Origin of the sequence: Saccharothrix ecbatanensis (assembly GCF_014205015.1) — a bacterium.
Lineage (GTDB): Bacteria > Actinomycetota > Actinomycetes > Mycobacteriales > Pseudonocardiaceae > Actinosynnema > Actinosynnema ecbatanense.
The window spans coordinates 3734227-3751886 of record NZ_JACHMO010000001.1 but is presented as its reverse complement, the minus strand read 5'-3'; the positions used below and the strand labels follow the sequence as shown (position 1 = coordinate 3751886).

General features: G+C 67.6%; 13 protein-coding genes. 7 read left to right on the top strand and 6 right to left on the bottom strand.

Going from position 1 to position 17660, the window contains the following annotated elements:
• Positions 1–37: 37 nt before the first annotated feature.
• The gene (locus F4560_RS15760) at positions 38–8143 is read right to left on the bottom strand and encodes a DNRLRE domain-containing protein (RefSeq protein ID WP_312869315.1); all 8106 of its coding nucleotides are present in this window, start codon (positions 8141–8143) and stop codon (positions 38–40) included.
• A 622-nt stretch (positions 8144–8765) separates the two neighbouring features.
• Here F4560_RS15760 and F4560_RS15755 point away from each other — a divergent pair.
• The 3 genes from F4560_RS15755 to F4560_RS15745 all read left to right on the top strand — a co-directional run bounded on the left by F4560_RS15755 (position 8766) and on the right by F4560_RS15745 (position 10253).
• Positions 8766–8984, top strand: coding sequence for a hypothetical protein (locus F4560_RS15755; protein ID WP_184920793.1), 219 nt, complete (start codon positions 8766–8768; stop codon positions 8982–8984).
• 122 nt (positions 8985–9106) lie between these two features.
• Entirely contained in the window at positions 9107–9307 is a 201-nt protein-coding gene (locus F4560_RS15750) for a hypothetical protein (protein ID WP_184920792.1), read from the top strand.
• Complete coding sequence (locus F4560_RS15745) at positions 9291–10253, top strand: nucleoside hydrolase (protein ID WP_184920791.1); 963 nt, start codon at positions 9291–9293, stop codon at positions 10251–10253. The genes F4560_RS15750 and F4560_RS15745 overlap by 17 nt, the downstream gene beginning before the upstream one ends.
• 271 nt (positions 10254–10524) lie before the next feature.
• Here the strand turns inward: F4560_RS15745 and F4560_RS44590 are convergent, their stop codons facing one another.
• From F4560_RS44590 to F4560_RS15730, 3 genes are all read right to left on the bottom strand, one after another.
• Positions 10525–11595 (bottom strand): integrase core domain-containing protein, encoded by a 1071-nt coding sequence (locus tag F4560_RS44590; RefSeq protein WP_184920790.1) that lies wholly within the window; start codon positions 11593–11595, stop codon positions 10525–10527.
• A gap of 175 nt (positions 11596–11770) precedes the next feature.
• The gene (locus F4560_RS15735; RefSeq protein WP_184920789.1) at positions 11771–12424 is read right to left on the bottom strand and encodes a permease prefix domain 1-containing protein; all 654 of its coding nucleotides are present in this window, start codon (positions 12422–12424) and stop codon (positions 11771–11773) included.
• The gene (locus F4560_RS15730; protein ID WP_184920787.1) at positions 12421–12762 is read right to left on the bottom strand and encodes a PadR family transcriptional regulator; all 342 of its coding nucleotides are present in this window, start codon (positions 12760–12762) and stop codon (positions 12421–12423) included. The genes F4560_RS15735 and F4560_RS15730 overlap by 4 nt, the downstream gene beginning before the upstream one ends.
• A gap of 87 nt (positions 12763–12849) precedes the next feature.
• Between F4560_RS15730 and F4560_RS15725 the strand changes: the two genes are divergently transcribed.
• On the top strand, positions 12850–13263 hold the full coding sequence (locus F4560_RS15725) for a hypothetical protein (RefSeq protein WP_184920784.1): 414 nt from the start codon (positions 12850–12852) through the stop codon (positions 13261–13263).
• Here the strand turns inward: F4560_RS15725 and F4560_RS15720 are convergent.
• Positions 13196–13678 (bottom strand): glycosyltransferase, encoded by a 483-nt coding sequence (locus F4560_RS15720; RefSeq protein WP_312869851.1) that lies wholly within the window; start codon positions 13676–13678, stop codon positions 13196–13198. The two genes, F4560_RS15725 and F4560_RS15720, sit on opposite strands and share 68 nt — an antisense overlap.
• 101 nt (positions 13679–13779) lie before the next feature.
• On the opposite strand from F4560_RS15720, the gene F4560_RS15715 reads away from it, so the two are divergent.
• Entirely contained in the window at positions 13780–14730 is a 951-nt protein-coding gene (locus F4560_RS15715; RefSeq protein ID WP_221483511.1) for a beta-galactosidase, read from the top strand.
• A gap of 4 nt (positions 14731–14734) precedes the next feature.
• Here the strand turns inward: F4560_RS15715 and F4560_RS15710 are convergent, their stop codons facing one another.
• Positions 14735–15307 (bottom strand): DinB family protein, encoded by a 573-nt coding sequence (locus F4560_RS15710; protein ID WP_184920783.1) that lies wholly within the window; start codon positions 15305–15307, stop codon positions 14735–14737.
• 528 nt (positions 15308–15835) lie between these two features.
• Here F4560_RS15710 and F4560_RS15705 point away from each other — a divergent pair.
• Complete coding sequence (locus tag F4560_RS15705) at positions 15836–16105, top strand: DUF1876 domain-containing protein (protein ID WP_246477814.1); 270 nt, start codon at positions 15836–15838, stop codon at positions 16103–16105.
• 609 nt (positions 16106–16714) lie between these two features.
• Positions 16715–17428, top strand: coding sequence for a respiratory nitrate reductase subunit gamma (gene narI / locus F4560_RS15700; protein ID WP_184920781.1), 714 nt, complete (start codon positions 16715–16717; stop codon positions 17426–17428).
• Positions 17429–17660: the final 232 nt, after the last annotated feature.

The window sequence follows — 17660 nt, the reverse complement described above, 5'->3', positions numbered from 1 at the left end:
CACCCTACCGCACTGCCTGGGGTCAGAATGACGTGACTTACCGGTTATAGGTCATTCCGGTGGTGCCTCGCATCACGTACTCCTGCGCCAAACCGGCGGCCGGCATGGAGGCGTACGGCGCAAGGGAGATAAACCCGTAGTCGACAGCGTCATCAGGATCGAAGTCCCACCTCTTGTTGACCCCGAGCGTGTAGGAACTCTGCACGGAACTCCCGTTCTGCCCGACAGTGACAGAGAGCGTGCCCTGGATGCGGAACTTGGCGTGGCCGATTCCGAGCTTGTTGCTGCGGTCCGCCTTGAACGCGACGTCCTGCCACCGACTGTCCACCGTGAACACACAGGTGGTGCCTGCGGCTCCCTGGCACGCGTTCGTCGCCAAGCCGTCCAGTGTGGACATCTCGTCGTTCACCCTCGTGGTGAAGTCCTTGTCCTTCACCAGTTCACCGAGGTCGACCTCGAAGTCCGTGCCCGAACGGTCCGCGTAGTGCATGAAGAGTTGGCAAGCGAGTTTGTTGAGGGTCGCGCAGACGCCGCCAATAGTGGCACTCAGTTGTTCGTTGAGCTGCTGCACGCCCGGGTCTCCGGCGTCGAGCACCGTCATCTCCTTATAGGGAGCGTTGCTGTTCGGCGTCTCCGGACTGTCACTGCCGTTCAGGGTGTTGCTGATGAACTGCCCTTCCAGCACGCCCATCGAACTCAACTGCTCGTTGCTGTAGTGACCGGTCACCGCGTTGCCGGCGTTCGGGTCGATGCCGCAGTCACCCTGGGATCCCAGGCAGTAGCCTGGCTCATCCTCGGGACGGTGACCGTCCAGTTCGACCCGACTGATGGGGTTGCCGCCGACGAAGGCGTAGCGATTGCCGGTGAACGGATCGGCGCCGAGTCCCATGTCGGAGAGGGCGCCATTGTAGTTGTCGCGGGTGAGGAAGCGGTTGAGGCCGGGGTTGTAGTCGCGGAACCCCATGTCGTAGGAACCGGAGGACGGGTCCCAGCGCTTGCCGTTGTAGCGGTAGAAGTTGTACGGCTCCTTGCCGGGTTGTTGGGCTTCGGGCTTGTCGATGCCGGTGAAGGCCTCGGTGTCATCCTTGCCGTAGGCGGTGTAGCCGTAGGTGGCCCGGGTGTCGCCGTTGTCCTTGGTCAGCGTTTCGACGTCGGTGTGCGGGTTGTAGCCGTAGTAGGAGTCCTCCTCCGCCGCAGGGCCGGTGCCGTCGGTGTCCTTCTTGATCTGGGTGAGGCGCTGGCCGAAGGAGTCGTACTGGTAGGTGCGCTGGAGTTGGCCGGTGATCTCCTCGGAGACGACCTTGTCGGTCAGGCCGAGGTAAGCGAAGTCCGTGGTCTTGCCGTCCGCGGTCTTCGAGGTGGTGCGGTCGAGCGGGTCGTAGGCGTAGGTGGTCGTCTTCAGCGCCCCGCCGTCGAGCTTGCCGTGTTGGGTGGTGCGGTCGAAGCCGTCGTAGGAGTACGACTCGACGATCTGCCCGCCGCCGGCGACGGTGTCCAGGCGGCCGAACGGGTCGTAGTTGTAGGACGCGGTCGCCCCCGAACTGGAGGCGGTCAGCAGGCGGTTGAAGTAGTAGCTGAAGGTGGTGGTCTTGCCTTCGAGCGTTTGTGTGGTGACGTTGCTGTTGGCGTCGTGGACGTAGTCCTCGGTCTCCAGCACCGCCCCCACCGCGGACTTCTTGGTCAGCTTGCGGATCCGGTCCAGCGGGTCGAAGTCGTACTCCCGCACTTCGTCCAGGTACGCGGTGGTGTTGTCCGCGTTCTGGATCTTGGACGCGTCGCGGTTCCGGTGGCCGTTGGCGTTGTACTCGATGTGGTGCTGGGCGACCAAGGTCTTGGCGGTGTCGCTCTTGCTCTCGACCTGGGAAGCCAGTGCGCCGTCGAGGTGGTAGCCGTAGACGACCTCGTTGCCGTTGGGTTTGGTCTCCTGCAGCACCTGGCCGCGGTCGGTGTAGGTGTAGCCGGTGATCTTGGGTTGGCCGCCGGTCTCGGTGTTGGTGACCTGGTCGACCAGGTCACGCGGGTTGTAGCGGAACGCCGAGTTCTGCTTGTCGTGGCCCCGGGTGAGTACGGTGCCGTTCTCGTTGTAGGTGAACGTCGTGGTGCCCCTGACCACCGCGGCGAGCTTCTCCTCGACCTTGGCCAGCTGGTTGAGGCCGTTGTAGGTCATCGCGTAGGCGTCGACCTTCGCCCCCGGCGAGGCGTCGGTCAGCGTGAGCAGGTTGCCGTTGGCGTCGTAGGAGTGGCTGAAGGTCTTGCGCTCGTGGTCGACCTCGCCGGTGTTGTCGCGCACCAGCTTCACCGCGTCGGCCAGGACCATGCCGTTGGCCGCGTCGGAAACGCTGATCTTGGCCGCGTTGCCCGCCGTGAAGGCGTGTCTGCCGAGGCTGACCCACTGGCCACCGTTGAGGGTCTGGTCGACCGGCACGGTGGTCTGCGCGGTGCCGGTGTCGACCTTGTACGGGGTGTTGGTGGCCACGCCTGTCAGGCCCGTGGCGTACTTGGCGAACACCTCGTAGGTGCCGTCCTGCGGAATGACCGGCTTCCAGGTGAACGTCGCCGCGCCGGTCCCTGCGGGGGCGCTGCGGTGGTTGGTGTTCTGGTAGCCGCTGCCGGCGGTGCGGACGGTCCAAGTGCCCGCTGTCTCGACGAAGCCGGTGTCGGTGTTGTCGACCAGCGCGACGTGCTTACCGACCGGCACACCGTCATCGGAGCGGGAGGCCAACTTGCCGTCGGGGAAGTAGGTCCAGGTCATCGTGCGGTTGGACGAGCCACCCGCGCTGGTCAGCGTGCGGGTCTTCTGCTGCCCCAGGTCGGTGTAGTCGTAGGCGGTGGCGATGTCCCACGGGTCGGTGGACGTGCTCACCCAACCGTTGTCGAAGTAGGTGTGCTTCGTGGTGTTGCGCGCGGTCTGCCCGGCCGATGGCGGCAAGCTGACCTGGCTGACCCGACCGACCCTGTCGTAGGCGTAGGTCGTCTTGTCCGGCGTCGTGTAGCGCACGTCGTCGCCGTCGAACGGCGTGAGCTTCTCGATCGGGCGGTTGAGCTTGTCGTAGACGGTCGCGGCGACGAAGTCGTCCGGGTCGTTGGTGGTCTCCACGCCGCGTGGGGTGACGACGCGGGTCTGGTTGCCCGCCTCGTCGTACTCAAATCTGGTGATGCGCTCCACGCCGGTCTTGTGCGGCACGCGTGCCTCGACCAGCGACGATCGCTGGTCGTAGATCAGCGTGGTGGTGGTGTTGGCCTTGTCCCGCTGGGAGACGACGTTGCCGTCCTTGTCGACGCCCGTGTGTTCGGTCTTGCCCTCGGCGTCGGTCGTGGTGACCTGGCGGTGGTTGAGGTCGTAGGTGACCTTCGTGGTGAAGTCGGCGGTGTCAGCCGTGGCGTTCTTACGCGGATCCACCACCGTGACCAGGTTGCCCACCCGATCATAGGTGTAGGAGACCTTCTCGTTCTTGGCGTTCGTGGACGTGATCAGCTGGTAGATCTCGTCGTAGCCGTACCGAGTGACGTAGTCGTTCGGGTCGGTGGGCGTGAGGTTGCCCAGCGGTTGGGTTTCGGTCAGCAGGTTGCCGACCTTGTCGTAACCGAAGCTGCTCTTGCGCTCCGGGCCGGTCGAGGTGTCTTTCGGCATCGTCGTCGACGTGACCTGGTCGGCCTTGTCGTACACCGCGGTGGAGACGGCGCCGTTGGGCGCGGTGGACCGAGCGGCGTTGTCGTTGGCGTCGTAGACTGGCGCCGGGGAGACGACGAACTCGCCCTTGTCCTGGTTCTTCGGAACCCGCGTCTCCAGCGGACGGCCGAACACGTCGTAGGTCACCGTGGTGACCTTGTCGAACGCGTCCTTGACCGAGGTGACGTTACCGCGCACGTCGTAGACCGCGATGGTGCTGTGGTTGTACGGGTCAGTGGTCGTGCCTGGGAAGCCGGTCGGGTCGTACCCGGAGAACTTGGTGGTGTTTTCGTTGGCGTCCGTGGAGGTGGTCAGCTGCCCGAACTGGTCGTAGGTGTAGACGGACTTGTAGTCGTCGGGTGAGGCGGTGGGCACGCCCTTGGGGTCGGTGACCGAGGTCAGGTTGCCCTTGGCGTCGTATCCGAACGCCCACGCCCGACCCTCGGGGCTGGTCTTGGAGGTCAGCTCGGCGGTGTAGCCGTCCGGGCCGGTCTGGTAGCCCAGCTGGGTGGCGGGCCAGTTGTTGGCCACCGCCTCCGCGTCGCGGATCGAGGTCGGGTAGCCGGTCTTGGGGTCGTAGGTCCAGGTGGAGACCGCGCCGTTGTCCTCGACCAGCTTGACCACGTTGTTGTCGGCGTCCCATTCCAACTGCGTGGCCTGGTTCTTGGCGTTGGTGGTCTTGGTGGGTCGGCCGTAGCCGTCCATGCGGAAGGTGCTGGTGCGGGTCTCCGCGTCGATGACCGTCGACTGGACCTCGGAACCGGTGGTGCCGTCGGGGTCGCTGTAGGCGAACCCGGTGGCGAAGCCGAGGCGGTCGGTGATGGTCTGGAGCTTCCACTTGTCCTTCGGGTCCACCGGCGCGGTGTAGTAGGCGAGGTCGGTGGCGCTGCCGCGCGGGTCGGTGATCTTGACCAGTTTGACGTTCTTGTTGCCCTGGGTGGCGTCGTAGGTGAACCCGAACGTCTTGGCCTGCGGGGTGCCCGCGCCGTCGACGAACTGGGTCAGCAGTCCCTTGTCGTCGTAGGTGAAGGTGATCGTGCGCCCCGACACGTCCTTGATCGACTGGACGTTGTCGATGATCTTCGGGTTGCTCGTCTCACCCTTCTCGAAGTAGTCCAGCGTGAGGACCTGGCGGTTGTGCGGGTCGTTGACGTACGCCAGGAACTTGCGAGGCTGGTTGTTCGACTTGCGCTCGGTGTACGTGTACCGCTGCTCGTTGCCGTTGCGATCCTTGACCGCGGTCAGCCAACCCTCGTCGTCGAACAGGAACTCGGAGCGGTCCGGGCGGATCAACTTCCACCTGCGGGAGGCGTCGGTGCCGCTGTCGCGCTGCACGAAGTAGTGCACGCCGGCGGGTTTGTCGTAGGTCCACCGCGCCGGGTCGGTGCTGCCGTTCTTGTTCAACTCGAACGTGTGCGACGTGCCGTCACCGTCCGGCAGCGTGATCCTGCTGGGGTAGTCCTGGCCCTTAGGATGCAACTCCAGGTAGGTACCCAATCGGGTGAGGCCGCTCGCCGCCAGTGACCAGCCCTGGCCCAGCGAGGTGGCGGAGGTGTCCATGCTGTTGTACGTCATGCGCACGAACGAGTTCAGGCCGCGACCGGGGTTGGTGAACGCGTCGTAGGAGAACACCGTGTTGCCCGCGAACTGGTTGACCAGCACGTTCGAACCGGAGCCGGTGGCCTTGCCGGCGTAGGAGTAGAACTTCTCCAACCCGAGCTGATCGGAAGTCGGGTCCTCGACGGTGACGTTCTGCGCCAGCGCGGGGATGCCGCCGGTGGCGGACAGCCAGGTGCCGGTGGTCTTATTGCGCAGGTCCCAGTTCAGCACGAACTGCTCGCGCTTGTTGCCCGCGTCGCTCTGGATCGGAGTCTTCACCCGCGCCTGTACCGTGACCGTCCCACCGGGCAGGACATCACCCGGCAACGCGGTCTCCAACCGGTTCCCGCCCGTGGTCGCGTCCGTCCCGTCCGGCAGGTTCCACCGGTACGACAACACCTGATCCGCCGCACGCCACGTGCTCGTGGTGGAGTTGGTGACGCTGACCGGGACCGTGTACTCGTCGCCGGGGATCATGCGCAGCGACGGGGTGTCCGGCGCGTAGTAGGTCATCTCCGCCGTCGGCTGCGTGTACGTCACCACAAGGTTCGGGCGCAGCTGCGGCTCGGCGGCCTCGTCGGACAGGAACAGCACCCGCTGCTGCGCACCGGCCTCGTCGCGCAGCTTCACCTCGAACCCGTGGTTCGAGGCCGGGTCGTCGACCCAGCCCTGCACCACACCGGCGTTCTCCCAGATGTGCCAGTTCGGGTCGTTCGGGATCCCCACCACCTGGTCGGCGAACGCGCCGAGGTCACCGCCCGGCGTCGTCCACGCCGTCGCCGTCGACGCCCGGTTCCACGTCGCCTGGCCCTCCGTGAACGACCTCGTCAGCGGATGGCCGTCGAACGTCGCACCACCACCGGCGCTGAAGAACCCCCACAGCATCATGTCCGCGTCCACGATCCGCGCACCCGCCGGGATCGCGGACAGGTCGTTCCACTTCACCGCCGCACGCGTACGGCCATAGGTGGCGGAGCTGTTGCCCACCATCAACCACGGCTGCCCGCCGATGCTGTCCAGGTTGGTGTCCGGCCGGTTCGACGACAACGTCGTGTCGCTCGTGCCGCCGTGGAACACCTGCGTGATCAGACCCGCCTTCGGCAGCCGCGCCACCTGCGTCGGCCCCGGGATCAGCTGCCCGTCACGGGTCTTCACCGCGACCATGTAGTAGTAGGCGTTGCCGAACGGATCCGCCGAATCCGCCGGCGTCGGACGCGCCGTCGTGTCCGTGAACGACGTCGCCGCCGGTGCCAACGGTGCGATCAACGTCGAGGACGACGGCGTGAACGCCTGGAACACCGTGCGGTGCACCTGGTACTCCACCGCGTCGTCGGCCGGGTTCGCCGGATCCGGGTCCACATAAGGACCCCAGTTCAGCTCCGCACCCGTGGAGTAGATCTTCGTGGGGTACTTCAGGTCCGCGCTCGGCCGACCATAGGTCAGCACCAGCTTCGGGTTGTTCTCGTTCTCGCCGTTGTAGGCGAACTCCGCCGCCTGGTAGATCGCACCACCGCGACTCAGGGTCTCGTCGGTCGACTTCACCATCAACCCGTGGTTCACCGCCGAACCCGACACCCACGACTGCGCGATGTTCCGGACATCCCACTCGTGCCACACGTTGCCGACGTTCGCCTGCTTGGTCGCCGTGGACAGCGCGGCCTCGGCGAACGCACCGTTGACCGAGGCCCACGTCGCGGTGTCCTCGGACCAGCCGGCCGTGACCCGACGCACCTCGTGCACATTGTTGTTCGCGCCGGTCTCCAGCTCGCTGTCGTAGTACAACCGCAGCTTCGCCGACGACAGGCTCGTCCCCGCCGGCACCACCGACGTGTCGAACCTGACCAGCGAGCGCGCGACACCGTACGGGTCCGTGCCCACCGACAACTGGTAGCTCGACCCGTCGTTGCGGGTCGGGGTGTCCGACCAGATCTGCACGTCCTGACCGGTGGTCGGGGTCGGCTGCAGCTTCACCGTCGGGTCGATCGTCACCGGGAACTTCCGCCCCGGCTCGGCCAACCACTCCCGGTCCGCCGTCACCGTGACCGTGATCTTCGATCCCTGCTGCGCCACCGTCTGCGTGACCTTGTCGCTCCACACCCGGCCATGCGGCGACTTGCGGTCCTCCGCGCCGTCGAACATGAACGGCTTCGGCATCGTGAACAACGGCGGACCATCCGCCACACCCTCACCCGTCGGGAAGAACCCGATCGCACCATCCGGCAGGGCCGTCGCCGTCACACCACCCAACTGCAACGTGAACCGGTACGTCGCATCCGCGGGCGCCTTGTGGAGGACGATCTCCTCCTTCAACGCCTCCCCCGTCACCACATACGCCAGATCCGCCCCGTCGAACACACCCGGATACACCACCCGACTGCCCTCGACCCGCGGCTCCACGTTCCGCGCCTCGACATCCACACCCATCGCGACATGCCGGTCACCCGCCTGGAACCGCACCAACCTGTCCGTGCGGTCACCGAACAAACTGCCGAACACATTGCTGTCGTTGCCGAAGCGGTAACCGTCCTTTCCGGACTCACGTACCGCCGTGTCGATCGGCCGCCACCGGCCCTGACCATCCTTGAAGGACTCCGGCCGAGCCGACACCTCCGCCTCGAACTCGCCGTTCGACAGCTGGAACACCCGCATCGACGACGTCCGCCGATCCTCCACCTCCCGAACCCGCGTCGGCGGCTCCACCCGCGCGTCCGGCGCCGGACCAGCCGCCGGTTCGTCCGGCGCGGCCTGCGCCGCACCCGGCGACAACCACCCCGCCACCGATCTCCACAACCCCGACAAACCCAGATCGGGCAACTGACCAGGACCCGACAACGGCGGCCCCGCGGGCACACCGACGACCGTCAACACGGCCACCAAAGACAAGATCAACAAGCGTGAGAGCAGGCTGAAGCCACGTGGCGAACGCACGAACCCCCCAAGGATCGACACCGAGAGCCGTCACCACACGGTGACCGAGTCGCTACTCGGCGTACGCAACTAGGGACGTTAACCAACGCTCACCACACAGCCACAGGACCGAACAGCGCAACCGAAGCGCCCAGACCGACGCAAACGAAGGTATACAAACGAACTGCCGCCAACTATCACGAACCACATCGCAGCCGACCGGCAACCATTCAGATCGACTCCACCGTGCGTTCACGATCCCGTGATCAGAAGCGCCAACAGCGGCTGTCACACGAAGGCGCACAGGCGGCCGGGCCAGCACCTGGCAACACGTCCGTCACATTCGCGCCGGCACCAAATCCGTCGATACGTACCCGCTACTGTCCGCAGCACCGCGTAGAAAGGCGAGCCTCCATGGACTTCGACCACACCCCCAACGGCGGACGTCCGCCGTCCCCCAGAGCACAGCCTCAACCCGTTCCGCAACACCCGCCCTACCCTGGTTCACTGCCGCAACCCGCACCCGTTCGTTGACGACCTCGTTCGCGCGCTGCATGCTCGCCACACTCGTTGGGTCGGAGCGACGCTCGTGCTCATCATCGCCACCGTCGGCCCACCGGTCTCCGGCCACACACTCGGGGTAGTGCTCGGGCGAATGCTCTTCCCCTGGCTCCTCGCCACACTCATCACCTGGCTCTTCCTCCGCCGGAGGCATCCCGCTTTCTGGATCACCGCACTCACCGCCCTACCCAGCTTCACCAGCCTCATGATCCTCTTCACCGGAATCCACACCGCAAACAGAACATGAACCCGCTGGAGCGGGCCCTATCGTCACTACTGCACGTGGAAGCGTTGCGCAACAACATGGTTCTTCGAACCGGGTGGTCGTCCGCCCTGGATCGTGTTGGTCAGGGCCCCTCCCCGTTCCCCTTGAAGTCGTGGCTGTGGGCGGTGGTGGACGGCGAGCTCGTGAGCGCTCCCACGAACCCCGTGGGCGCCGAGGAGGTGGTAGCGGTGACGGCGATGCCGCCAACCGTCGCGGTCGAGGTGTTGGAGCCCGTGGGCCGCGGTTATGCGCAGGTGCTCAGGTACTGGATGGACATGAGGGATGCGGATGACATCGACACGTAGGGCACCTCGTCATCTGATCGTCGACACGGACACCTCGGACCTCAACGACGATGCCTTCGCGCTCCACTACCTCTTCGCGTCGGGGCGTGTCCCGGACCTCATCACGACGGTGTTCGGCAACTTGACGGCGCACTCGTCGGCGAGAGCGGCTCTGGCGCTGACCCGGGCTCACGGCGTCGACGTCGTGGTGCGGGCGGGCGCCGAGCGGCCACTGCACTGGGACGGTTCGGTACAGCGAGACCTGCGTGCCGTCGTCGGGTCGCTGCCGGCGGACACCTATGTCGCCTCGCTCAGGGCCGATGACGACTCGTTCTGGGAGGACGCGGTCGACGATGGTCCGGCGGCGGCGGAACTCGCCGCCGCCTTGGCGCGTTCACCGGGGTGCGACGTGCTTGCGCTGGGGCCGACCACGAACATCGCCCGCGCCGTGCGGATGCTCGACTCCTCGGTGCTGAGCAGGCACCGACTGTGGGTGTCCGGCGGCGCCACGACGCGGGGCAACGTGACGGAGGCGGCCGAGTTCAACGCCTTTGCCGACCCCCACGCACTCCGCGAGTGCCTGTCGGCAGCCTGGGAGAAGGTCACCGTGGTACCGCTTGAAGTGACCGGAGCACCTCGCCTGGACATCACGCGGGTCGATCGGATCAGGCTGGCGCGGACGCCCTTCGGCAGGGCGCTCGACGAACTGGAACGCGTGTCCCCGCGGGAAGACGGGCGTGATCGCGAACCGATCTGGGACGTGGTGGTCGCCGTTCTGCTCATGGACGAGGCGGTGCCGTGCTCCTCTGCCGGAGGCACCCTCACGGTGTTCACGGATATCGCCCGGCGAGGTATGACGACCTTGTCGGAAGGCGATGCGGCGCACCACGTCGTCACCGCGGTCGACCCCGACGCAGTGCTCCAGCGGTTCGAGGACGCGGTCACCTCGCAGGGGCGGCCCTCATGACCGCGGCTGTCGAGTCGGAGATCACCGTGGTCATCCCCGTGTGCGACGACCCGCTCATCTTCCGCTGCCTGGCGTCCATCGACCTGTCCTGCCCGGTGATCGTGTCAGCCAACGGCTCGCCGGCGTGGTTCCTCGACGCCCTGCGCAAGTACGCCGACCCCACGTCGCGGATCACGGTGGTGAGCGCGGCTGAACGAGGGATCGGACGGGCCTACAGCCTCGCGATCTCCCTGGGGGGTGCCAGAAGTCGGCCGTACGCGCTGAGCTGCGGTTATGCTGCTGTGAGTTCGTACTCGTTGATCAGGCCGCCGAGGACTGGTCGACGGCGTATCGAGGCGCGGCCCGGTTCAGCGATCGGCTGGTCTGGTCGTGGTGGTATGAGTTGTAGGGCTTGGTGTGGTCGGCGGTGGTTGTAGTGGACCGCGTAGCGGCCCAGCACGACCCGCAGGTGGTGTTCGTTGAGGATGAGCAGTCGGTCGGTGATTTCGCGTCTGACGGTCCCGATGAACCGCTCGGCGTAGGCGTTGGCTCGCGGACACCGTGGTGGGATCTTTACAACCTGGATGTCTGCGCCGGAGATGGCCGCGTCGAACGAGGTAGTGAACTGACCGGCTCGATCTCGGATGAGGAACCGGAAGTCGTCTGCCCGGTCACCCAGGTCCATGAGCAGGTTGCGGGCTTGTTGGGTGGTCCATGCCCCTTCGGGGTTCGTAGTGGTGCCGAGGATGTGGACGTAGCGGGTGGCGACCTCCATCACGAAGAACACGTAGACCCGCTTGAGGGTGACCGCGCAGTCGACGTGGAAGAAGTCGCAGGCCAACATGCCGGAGGCCTGCGCGCGTAGGAATCGTCGCCAGGAGGTGTCGGTGTCGCGCTGGGGCGCGGGTGGGACTCGCAGGCGCTTGAGCACGCGGCGAACTGTTGAGGCGGCTACTCGGTGGCCGAGTTTGAGTAACTCGCCCTGGATCCGGCGGTAGCCCCATCCGGTGTTCTCCCGGGCCATCCGCTCGATCAACGCCACAGTGGCATCGTCGATCCGTGGTCGGCCGGTGCGGTTGGGGTAGGTCCACTTCTGTGCGACCAGTCGTCGGTGCCACCGCAGGACGGTGCCCGGAGTCACCAGCCGGTGGTGTCGTAACCAGTCGGACAGGCATCGCGCCAACGCGGCGAGCACCGCACGATCGGCCCAGTCCAGTCGCGGGCGAGGGCTGGCCCGGCGCAGCACGGCGACCTCGTGTCGCAGTACCAGCAACTCCACGTCCTTGGCCGCCGATGACCGACCGAGCAGAACCAACCAGCCGACGACCTGGGCGAAGATCAGGTAGAGCAGTCGTAGCGCCACGCCTCACGATCATGCTCCTGAAGCACGTGGTGCGCGATCGCCGCAGCTCAGCGCCTCAGTGCAGAGTTCTGGCACCCCACAGGGTGGTCGGCGCATTCGGCACGCCCATCATCCCGGCCTTTCGTCGACATCGAGTTCGACTTCACCTGGACGCCGGCCGATGCGTCCGGTGACCTCAGCGGTGTTCCTGCACGGCTCGGGCGCACTGACGGCAGGCGCGGGCCGATGCGGCGACCACGCCGTGGGCGACGGTGGCGAGCACGCCGGCGAGTGCGGTCAGCGGCCAGTTCGCGGACAGGGCCGAGGTGACGGCGAGGGCTACCGCGGCGAGCGCCATGCCCACCGCGGCGGCGGTCGCGGTCCAGGCTACGGCTGCCGGTAGTCGGTGCGGGGTTGGCAGCAGGCGGGTCAGGGGGCCGGTGGCGGTCAGGGCCGTTACGGCCAGTAGGCCGGCGGCGGTGGCCAGGGCGGCCAGATGCGCGGCGAGCGCGCCGAGTCGCCAGTCCGGGTCGCGGGCGGCGGTGTGCAGGAGGAGTTGGCAGACGACCAGGACCGGCACGGCCACGGCGGCGGCGCGGGCGGTGCGGCGGGTCTGGGCGATGGTCAGTTCGCGTTGGAACGACGGGGCGATCTCGTCTGCCCTGCCGAAGTCCCGCACGGCCCGGTGGGCGGCCTGGTCGTGGGGCACGCCGAAGCGGGTCTGTGCCTCGACCGCATCGGCGAGGCCGTCGCGGACTTCACGCATCATGGCGGCCTTGGCCCGGGCCGGGCCGTGCAGGGATGTGGTCAGCGTCGCCAGGTAGTCCTCCACGGGATCCGCGGTGGTCACGTGGTGCGCCCGGCGGGCGTGGCCAGGTCGAGGACGGCACTGATCGCGGTGGTGAAGTCCTGCCACGTCGACCGTTCGGCGGCCAGACTGCGCCGGCCCGCGTCGGTGAGTTCGTAGCAGCGTCGGGGGCGGTCGGACACGGGTTGCCAGCGGCTGTGGAGCAATCCCAGTCGCTCCAACCGGTTCAACGCCGGGTACACGGTGCCGGTGCGCAGTTCCAGCACGCCACCGCTGCGCTGCTGAACCGCGGTGATGACCGCATAGCCGTGCAGCGGCCCCGGTTCGAGCACCGCGAGCAGCATCGCGTCCAGGTGCCCGCGCACCGCGTCCGCCTTCATAGGTTGACAGCCTACACAGGAGCTAGGTAGCTGTGGTACCTATTGGCAGTCGACATATGTTGGCTGCCTACCTACTAAGGAGACCTGGTGACCAAGCTGCTGCTCTCGGTGCACGTCCTCGCCGCGATCCTCGCCATCGGTCCGATCGCGGTGGCCGCGTCGCTGTTCCCGCGGTTCGCACGGGAGTCGCCGACCGGTGTCGCGGTGTTCCTGCACCGGACCTGCCGCACGTACGCGGGTGTTGGCATTGCCGTGCCGGTCTTCGGGGTCGCCACCGGCGTCAGCCTGGGCGTTCTCGGTGACGCGTGGCTGCTGACGTCGGTGGTGTTGACCGCGATCGCCGCGGGTCTGCTGGTGCTGGCCATCCTGCCTGTTCAGCGCCGGGTCCTGGCCGGGCAGACGGGCAACCGGCTCGCCATGTCGACCGGCGTGTTCAACCTGCTGTGGGCGGTCGTCGTCGTGCTGATGATCGTCCGGCCCGGTTCCACGACGGGTGCGTGACCACCGTGGTCAGCCTCGGACACCTGCCGCCGAAGTGGTCAACCGCTCCAGCAGCGGCACCGCCTGTGCGGGGGTCGGGCAACTCGAGCATCTCCGCCCGCACCTGTTCGGCCGCACGCCGGTAACTCGAATCCGCCAACACCTCGGCCACCGCGGCCCGCACGTCCAGCGGGGTGACGGCGATCGGGTCCAGTTCCCTGCCCACGCCGAGTCGCACGCACTGTCCGGCGTTGTGCGGCTGGTCGGCGCCGAGGGGCAGCAGCACGGTGGGCAGGCCGTGCGCCAGCGCGCCGATCACGCTGCCCGAGCCGCCGTGCGCGATCACCAGATCGCAGCCTGGCAGCACCTCGGCTTGCGGGAGGTAGCGGGCGATGCGGACGTTGGCCGACTGCTCGCCGAATTCGGCCGGGTCGATGTGCCGGCCGACGTGGCCACCACGGTGACCGGGAGGTCGCGCAGCCCGACCAGGACCCGGGAGAGCAGTCGCCGGATTCGGTGTTGAACACCGTGCCCAGGGTGAAGTACACGGTGGGTGTGTCCGACCGGGCCGGCGGGCCGACCGGCGGGCGGATCGGGAAAGCGATGTCCGGCAAGGGGAAGGCCGGATCGCGGAAGCTCTGGATGCCCGCCAACCTCCTGTCGGGCGTCGAGGCGGGCGCGGGCAAGTGGCGGGTCGCCCCGCTGCCCCAGTGGAACCCCGGTGACAAGGCGAGCGCGGAGAACGGCGGCAGCGCGCTGTCCGGACCGGCCGCCGGTGGCAACAAGGCGTTGGCCAAGGCGTTCCTCAAGTACGCCACCGCCGAGGAGGGCGTGCAGCTGCGCGTCGCCGGCGGCGCGTTCCCCGCGACCACTGCGGAGCTGTCGTCCCCCGAGTTCCTGGGTGCCGAGTTCCCCAACTCAGTGGCCAGGAGGCGAACGAGATCTTCGCCCAGGAGGCGCAACGTCATCAGCGGGTGGTCCTACCCGCCGTTCCAGGTCTACGCCAACAGCGTCTTCAACGACACCCTCGGCAAGGCCTACGTGTCGGACACCCCGCTGTACGACGGGCTCAGCGCCTGGCAGGACGCGTCCGTCGAGTACGGCCAGGAGCAGGGCTTCACCCTCGACGGCGCCCCGTTCCGGATGATTTCCGGCGCGTTGCACTACTTCCGCGTGCATCCAGAGTTGTGGGCGGACCGGATGCGCGAGGCGAAGTGGATGGGACTCAACACGATCGACACCTACATCCCGTGGAACCTGCATGAGCCGCAGCGGGGTGTGCTCGACGCGGAGGCCGGTCTCGACCTGCCGCGTTTCCTGGACCTGGCGCAGGAGCACGCTCGACGCGGTCGGGTCCTACTTCACGGCGCTGTGGCCGTTGCTGGTGGACACGCGGACCGGCCGGCAGGTGTCGTTGTTGCGCGCCACGGTGACTCGATCGCGTTCACCGCTCGCGCCGCGCACCGTTACGTGGCAAAGGCCCGGTAGGCCCTCATTGCCCGACCCGGCCGTCGATCCGCTCGCGGATGAGGTCGGCGTGGCCGTTGTGCCGGGCGTACTCCTCGATCATGTGGATCAGCACCTCGCGCAGCGGGACCGGGGCGTACTCGGGGTTGCCGCCGCCCAGCACGTCCAGGTCCGGCGCTTCGGCCACGAACCGTTCGGCGAAGGCGACCTCGGACCGCCAGGTGGCCCAGGCGTCCTCGACCTCCTCGGGATCGGCCGTCGTCTCGCCGAACGCGACGGTCGCGGACGTGTAGTGCGGTGGGACGTCCTCACCGGTCAGCACCCGCCGGAACCAGTACTGCTCGACCTCCGCCAGGTGCCGCACCAGCCCGAGGAGCGACAGGTCTGACGGCGGCACCGAGCGGCGTGCCATGCCCTCCGCGTCCAGCCCGGCGCACTTCATCTCCAGCGTCAACCGCCGGTCACGCAGGTAGCGCACGAGGGTCTGGCGCTCGCCGGAGTACAGCCCACCGGCCTCACGTGGGTCTGCCTCCGGGCCGACCCACACGTCCTCCCAGCCGAACGCACGCCGGGGCAGAGCCGAACTCCCGTCCGTCATGAACCCGATGGTGTACGGCCCCGTTTGGACGGCGCAACCGATTTGAGGAGCCCGTGCCCGGTGAGGACTTGTCCGCCGGCACGTGGTAATTCGTCGGCCGGGTCGCGGTCCGGCAACGCGGAGGCATGGGTGGCGCATTCGGTGCGCAGGCGGGTCAGTTCGTCGCGGTGGACCTCGATTATCAATCGGTGCACCTCCGCCAGGTGTTTTCCCTTGCCGGCGAGCTGTCGCCCCGTTGGTCGGCGAGTGCGTGCACGGTGTTCCTTGCCAACGGCCGCGGTGCCGCCGTCTGGAGCGTGTCCGCGAGCGTAGAGCCGGCTCGCGTCACCCTCGACCTCCTGCTCGGTGAAACCTCGGACGAGGAAGTCGTTTTCGACCCGTGTGAACCGACGGTCCCTGTGCCGCATGGCGTCCGAGGAGCATGCTCGAAGTACCGACGGGGGAGAGGCTCACCATGCCCTCTGGATCGAACACCACGTCACCCCGACGACCGCTGAGGATGAGGTACCCGACCGACTGGAGAACCCGATGAGCACGATGAAGGAGTGGCGCGTCGACATCACCATCGACGAGCACGAGGAGAAGACCAGGGCCAAGGCCCGACTGCGCACGGGGGACGACACCCGCATGGTCGGTGTCGGCACCGCGAGGCTGAACCCGGCCGACAGGAACGTCCCGGAGATCGGTGACGAGCTCGCCGCCGCGCGGGCGCTGTCCGACCTGGCGCACAAGCTCCTCGACGCCACGGCGTCAGACATCGAGGGCATCACCCACAAGCCGGTCCACCTGCCCGGTTGACGTTCGCACCGGGTTCTCGCCCTGACAGGGCGTTTCGGCACGGTGACCGGTGGTGCAGTTCCCGATCTGGCGCCTGCGCGCGCTCATCGAGAAGGTTTCGGGATGCCGTCGTGCGGATCAGGGTGGTGGCGGCGGTGAACGCCGGCGGCGCTGACAGGTGCTGTCGGCCCCGCCGAAGAGCCGATGACGCCGAGGCGTGCGCACGCCACCGGCGAGTTGGCGACGGGGTGCCCCACCGCCCCGCGCCCATACGGTGACGCCGCTGTCGGTCGCGACGCCGATGTGCTTGTCCTCGGCGGCGACGGGCGTCGGTTCCCAGTGATATTCGTGGCGCCCACCAGAACGTCGGCCTGACCGCCTCCGGGCCTGGCCGACACCACGTCGTCGGGCGTGAGCAGGGCGACGATCTCCACCGTGCCCGCGGCTGGGCCTGCACGAGACGTCCTCGCCGTGGGCGCACCTGCTGGACTCGGTCTCGGCCACCCTGCCCCCACTCGGCCGGCACGAGCGCGACGCGGTCGCGCGCCTCGCCGCAGTCACCCCGCCGGAGGAAGAAGTGGGGCTCGCGCCGTTCGGACCGCCCGACCACATGCCGCCCGGAGGTGGCCGGTGAGCGTCCTGCTCTGGGTGGCGGTCCCCTATGCCGCGATCGCGACGTTCATCGTCGGCCACGTGTGGCGCTACCGCTACGACAAGTTCGGCTGGACCACGCGGTCGTCACAGCTGTACGAGAACCGCTTGCTGCGGCTCGGCAGCCCGATGTTCCACTTCGGCGTCCTGCTCGTCGCGCTCGGCCACGTCGGCGGCCTGCTCATCCCCGAATCGTGGACCGAGGCGGCGGGCATCAGCGACGACGCCTACCACGTCGTCGCCGTCGGCCTCGGCGTCCTGGCCGGGTTCTGCACCCTGGCCGGCGCCGCGATCCTGGTCTACCGCAGGCGCACCGTCGGCCCGGTGTTCTCCGCCACGACCCGCAACGACAAAGTCATGTACGTGCTCCTGGTCGGCACCATCGTGCTGGGGCTGGGCACCACCGTTCTGGGCAACCTCACCGACGCGCCGCACGACTACCGCCAGACCGTCTCGCCGTGGTTCCGCTCGATCTTCTTCCTCCAACCCCGACCCGACCTGATGGAGGCCGCGCCCCTCGGTTTCAAGCTGCACGCCCTCGCCGCCTGGGCGCTGTTCGCGTTCTGGCCGTTCAGCCGGCTCGTGCACGTCTTCTCCATGCCGCTCGGGTACCTGACCCGCCCGTACATCGTCTACCGCAGCCGCGACGACCGGCTCGGCAACCGCACGCCCCGCCGTGGATGGGAACGCTAGTACGGCAGCCGCAGTGTGCGATGTCGGTCGGTGTGTCGCGATCACGGGCGTGGCGGGCTGGGTTCGATGACATGTTCGCGCTGGTGGCGGAGGCGTTTCGCTCGGGCGGACTCGCGTCGTCGGACCCGGAGGTACGTGTTAGGGCTGCTCTCCGGGACGGACCGGTGGACCGATGTCCAGTCGATCCGGGAGCTGTCCAGGAATTCGTCCGCGACGTCGGTGAGGGCGTCGT

What these genes read in the sequence shown, in the direction of transcription:
- F4560_RS15745 (WP_184920791.1), top strand. Translation starts at nt 9,291, where the DNA reads ATGACATCGACACGTAGGGCACCTCGTCATCTGATCGTCGACACGGAC.
- F4560_RS15710 (WP_184920783.1), bottom strand. Translation starts at nt 15,307, where the DNA reads ATGACGGACGGGAGTTCGGCTCTGCCCCGGCGTGCGTTCGGCTGGGAG.
- F4560_RS15705 (WP_246477814.1), top strand. Translation starts at nt 15,836, where the DNA reads ATGAGCACGATGAAGGAGTGGCGCGTCGACATCACCATCGACGAGCAC.
- F4560_RS15730 (WP_184920787.1), bottom strand. Translation starts at nt 12,762, where the DNA reads ATGAAGGCGGACGCGGTGCGCGGGCACCTGGACGCGATGCTGCTCGCG.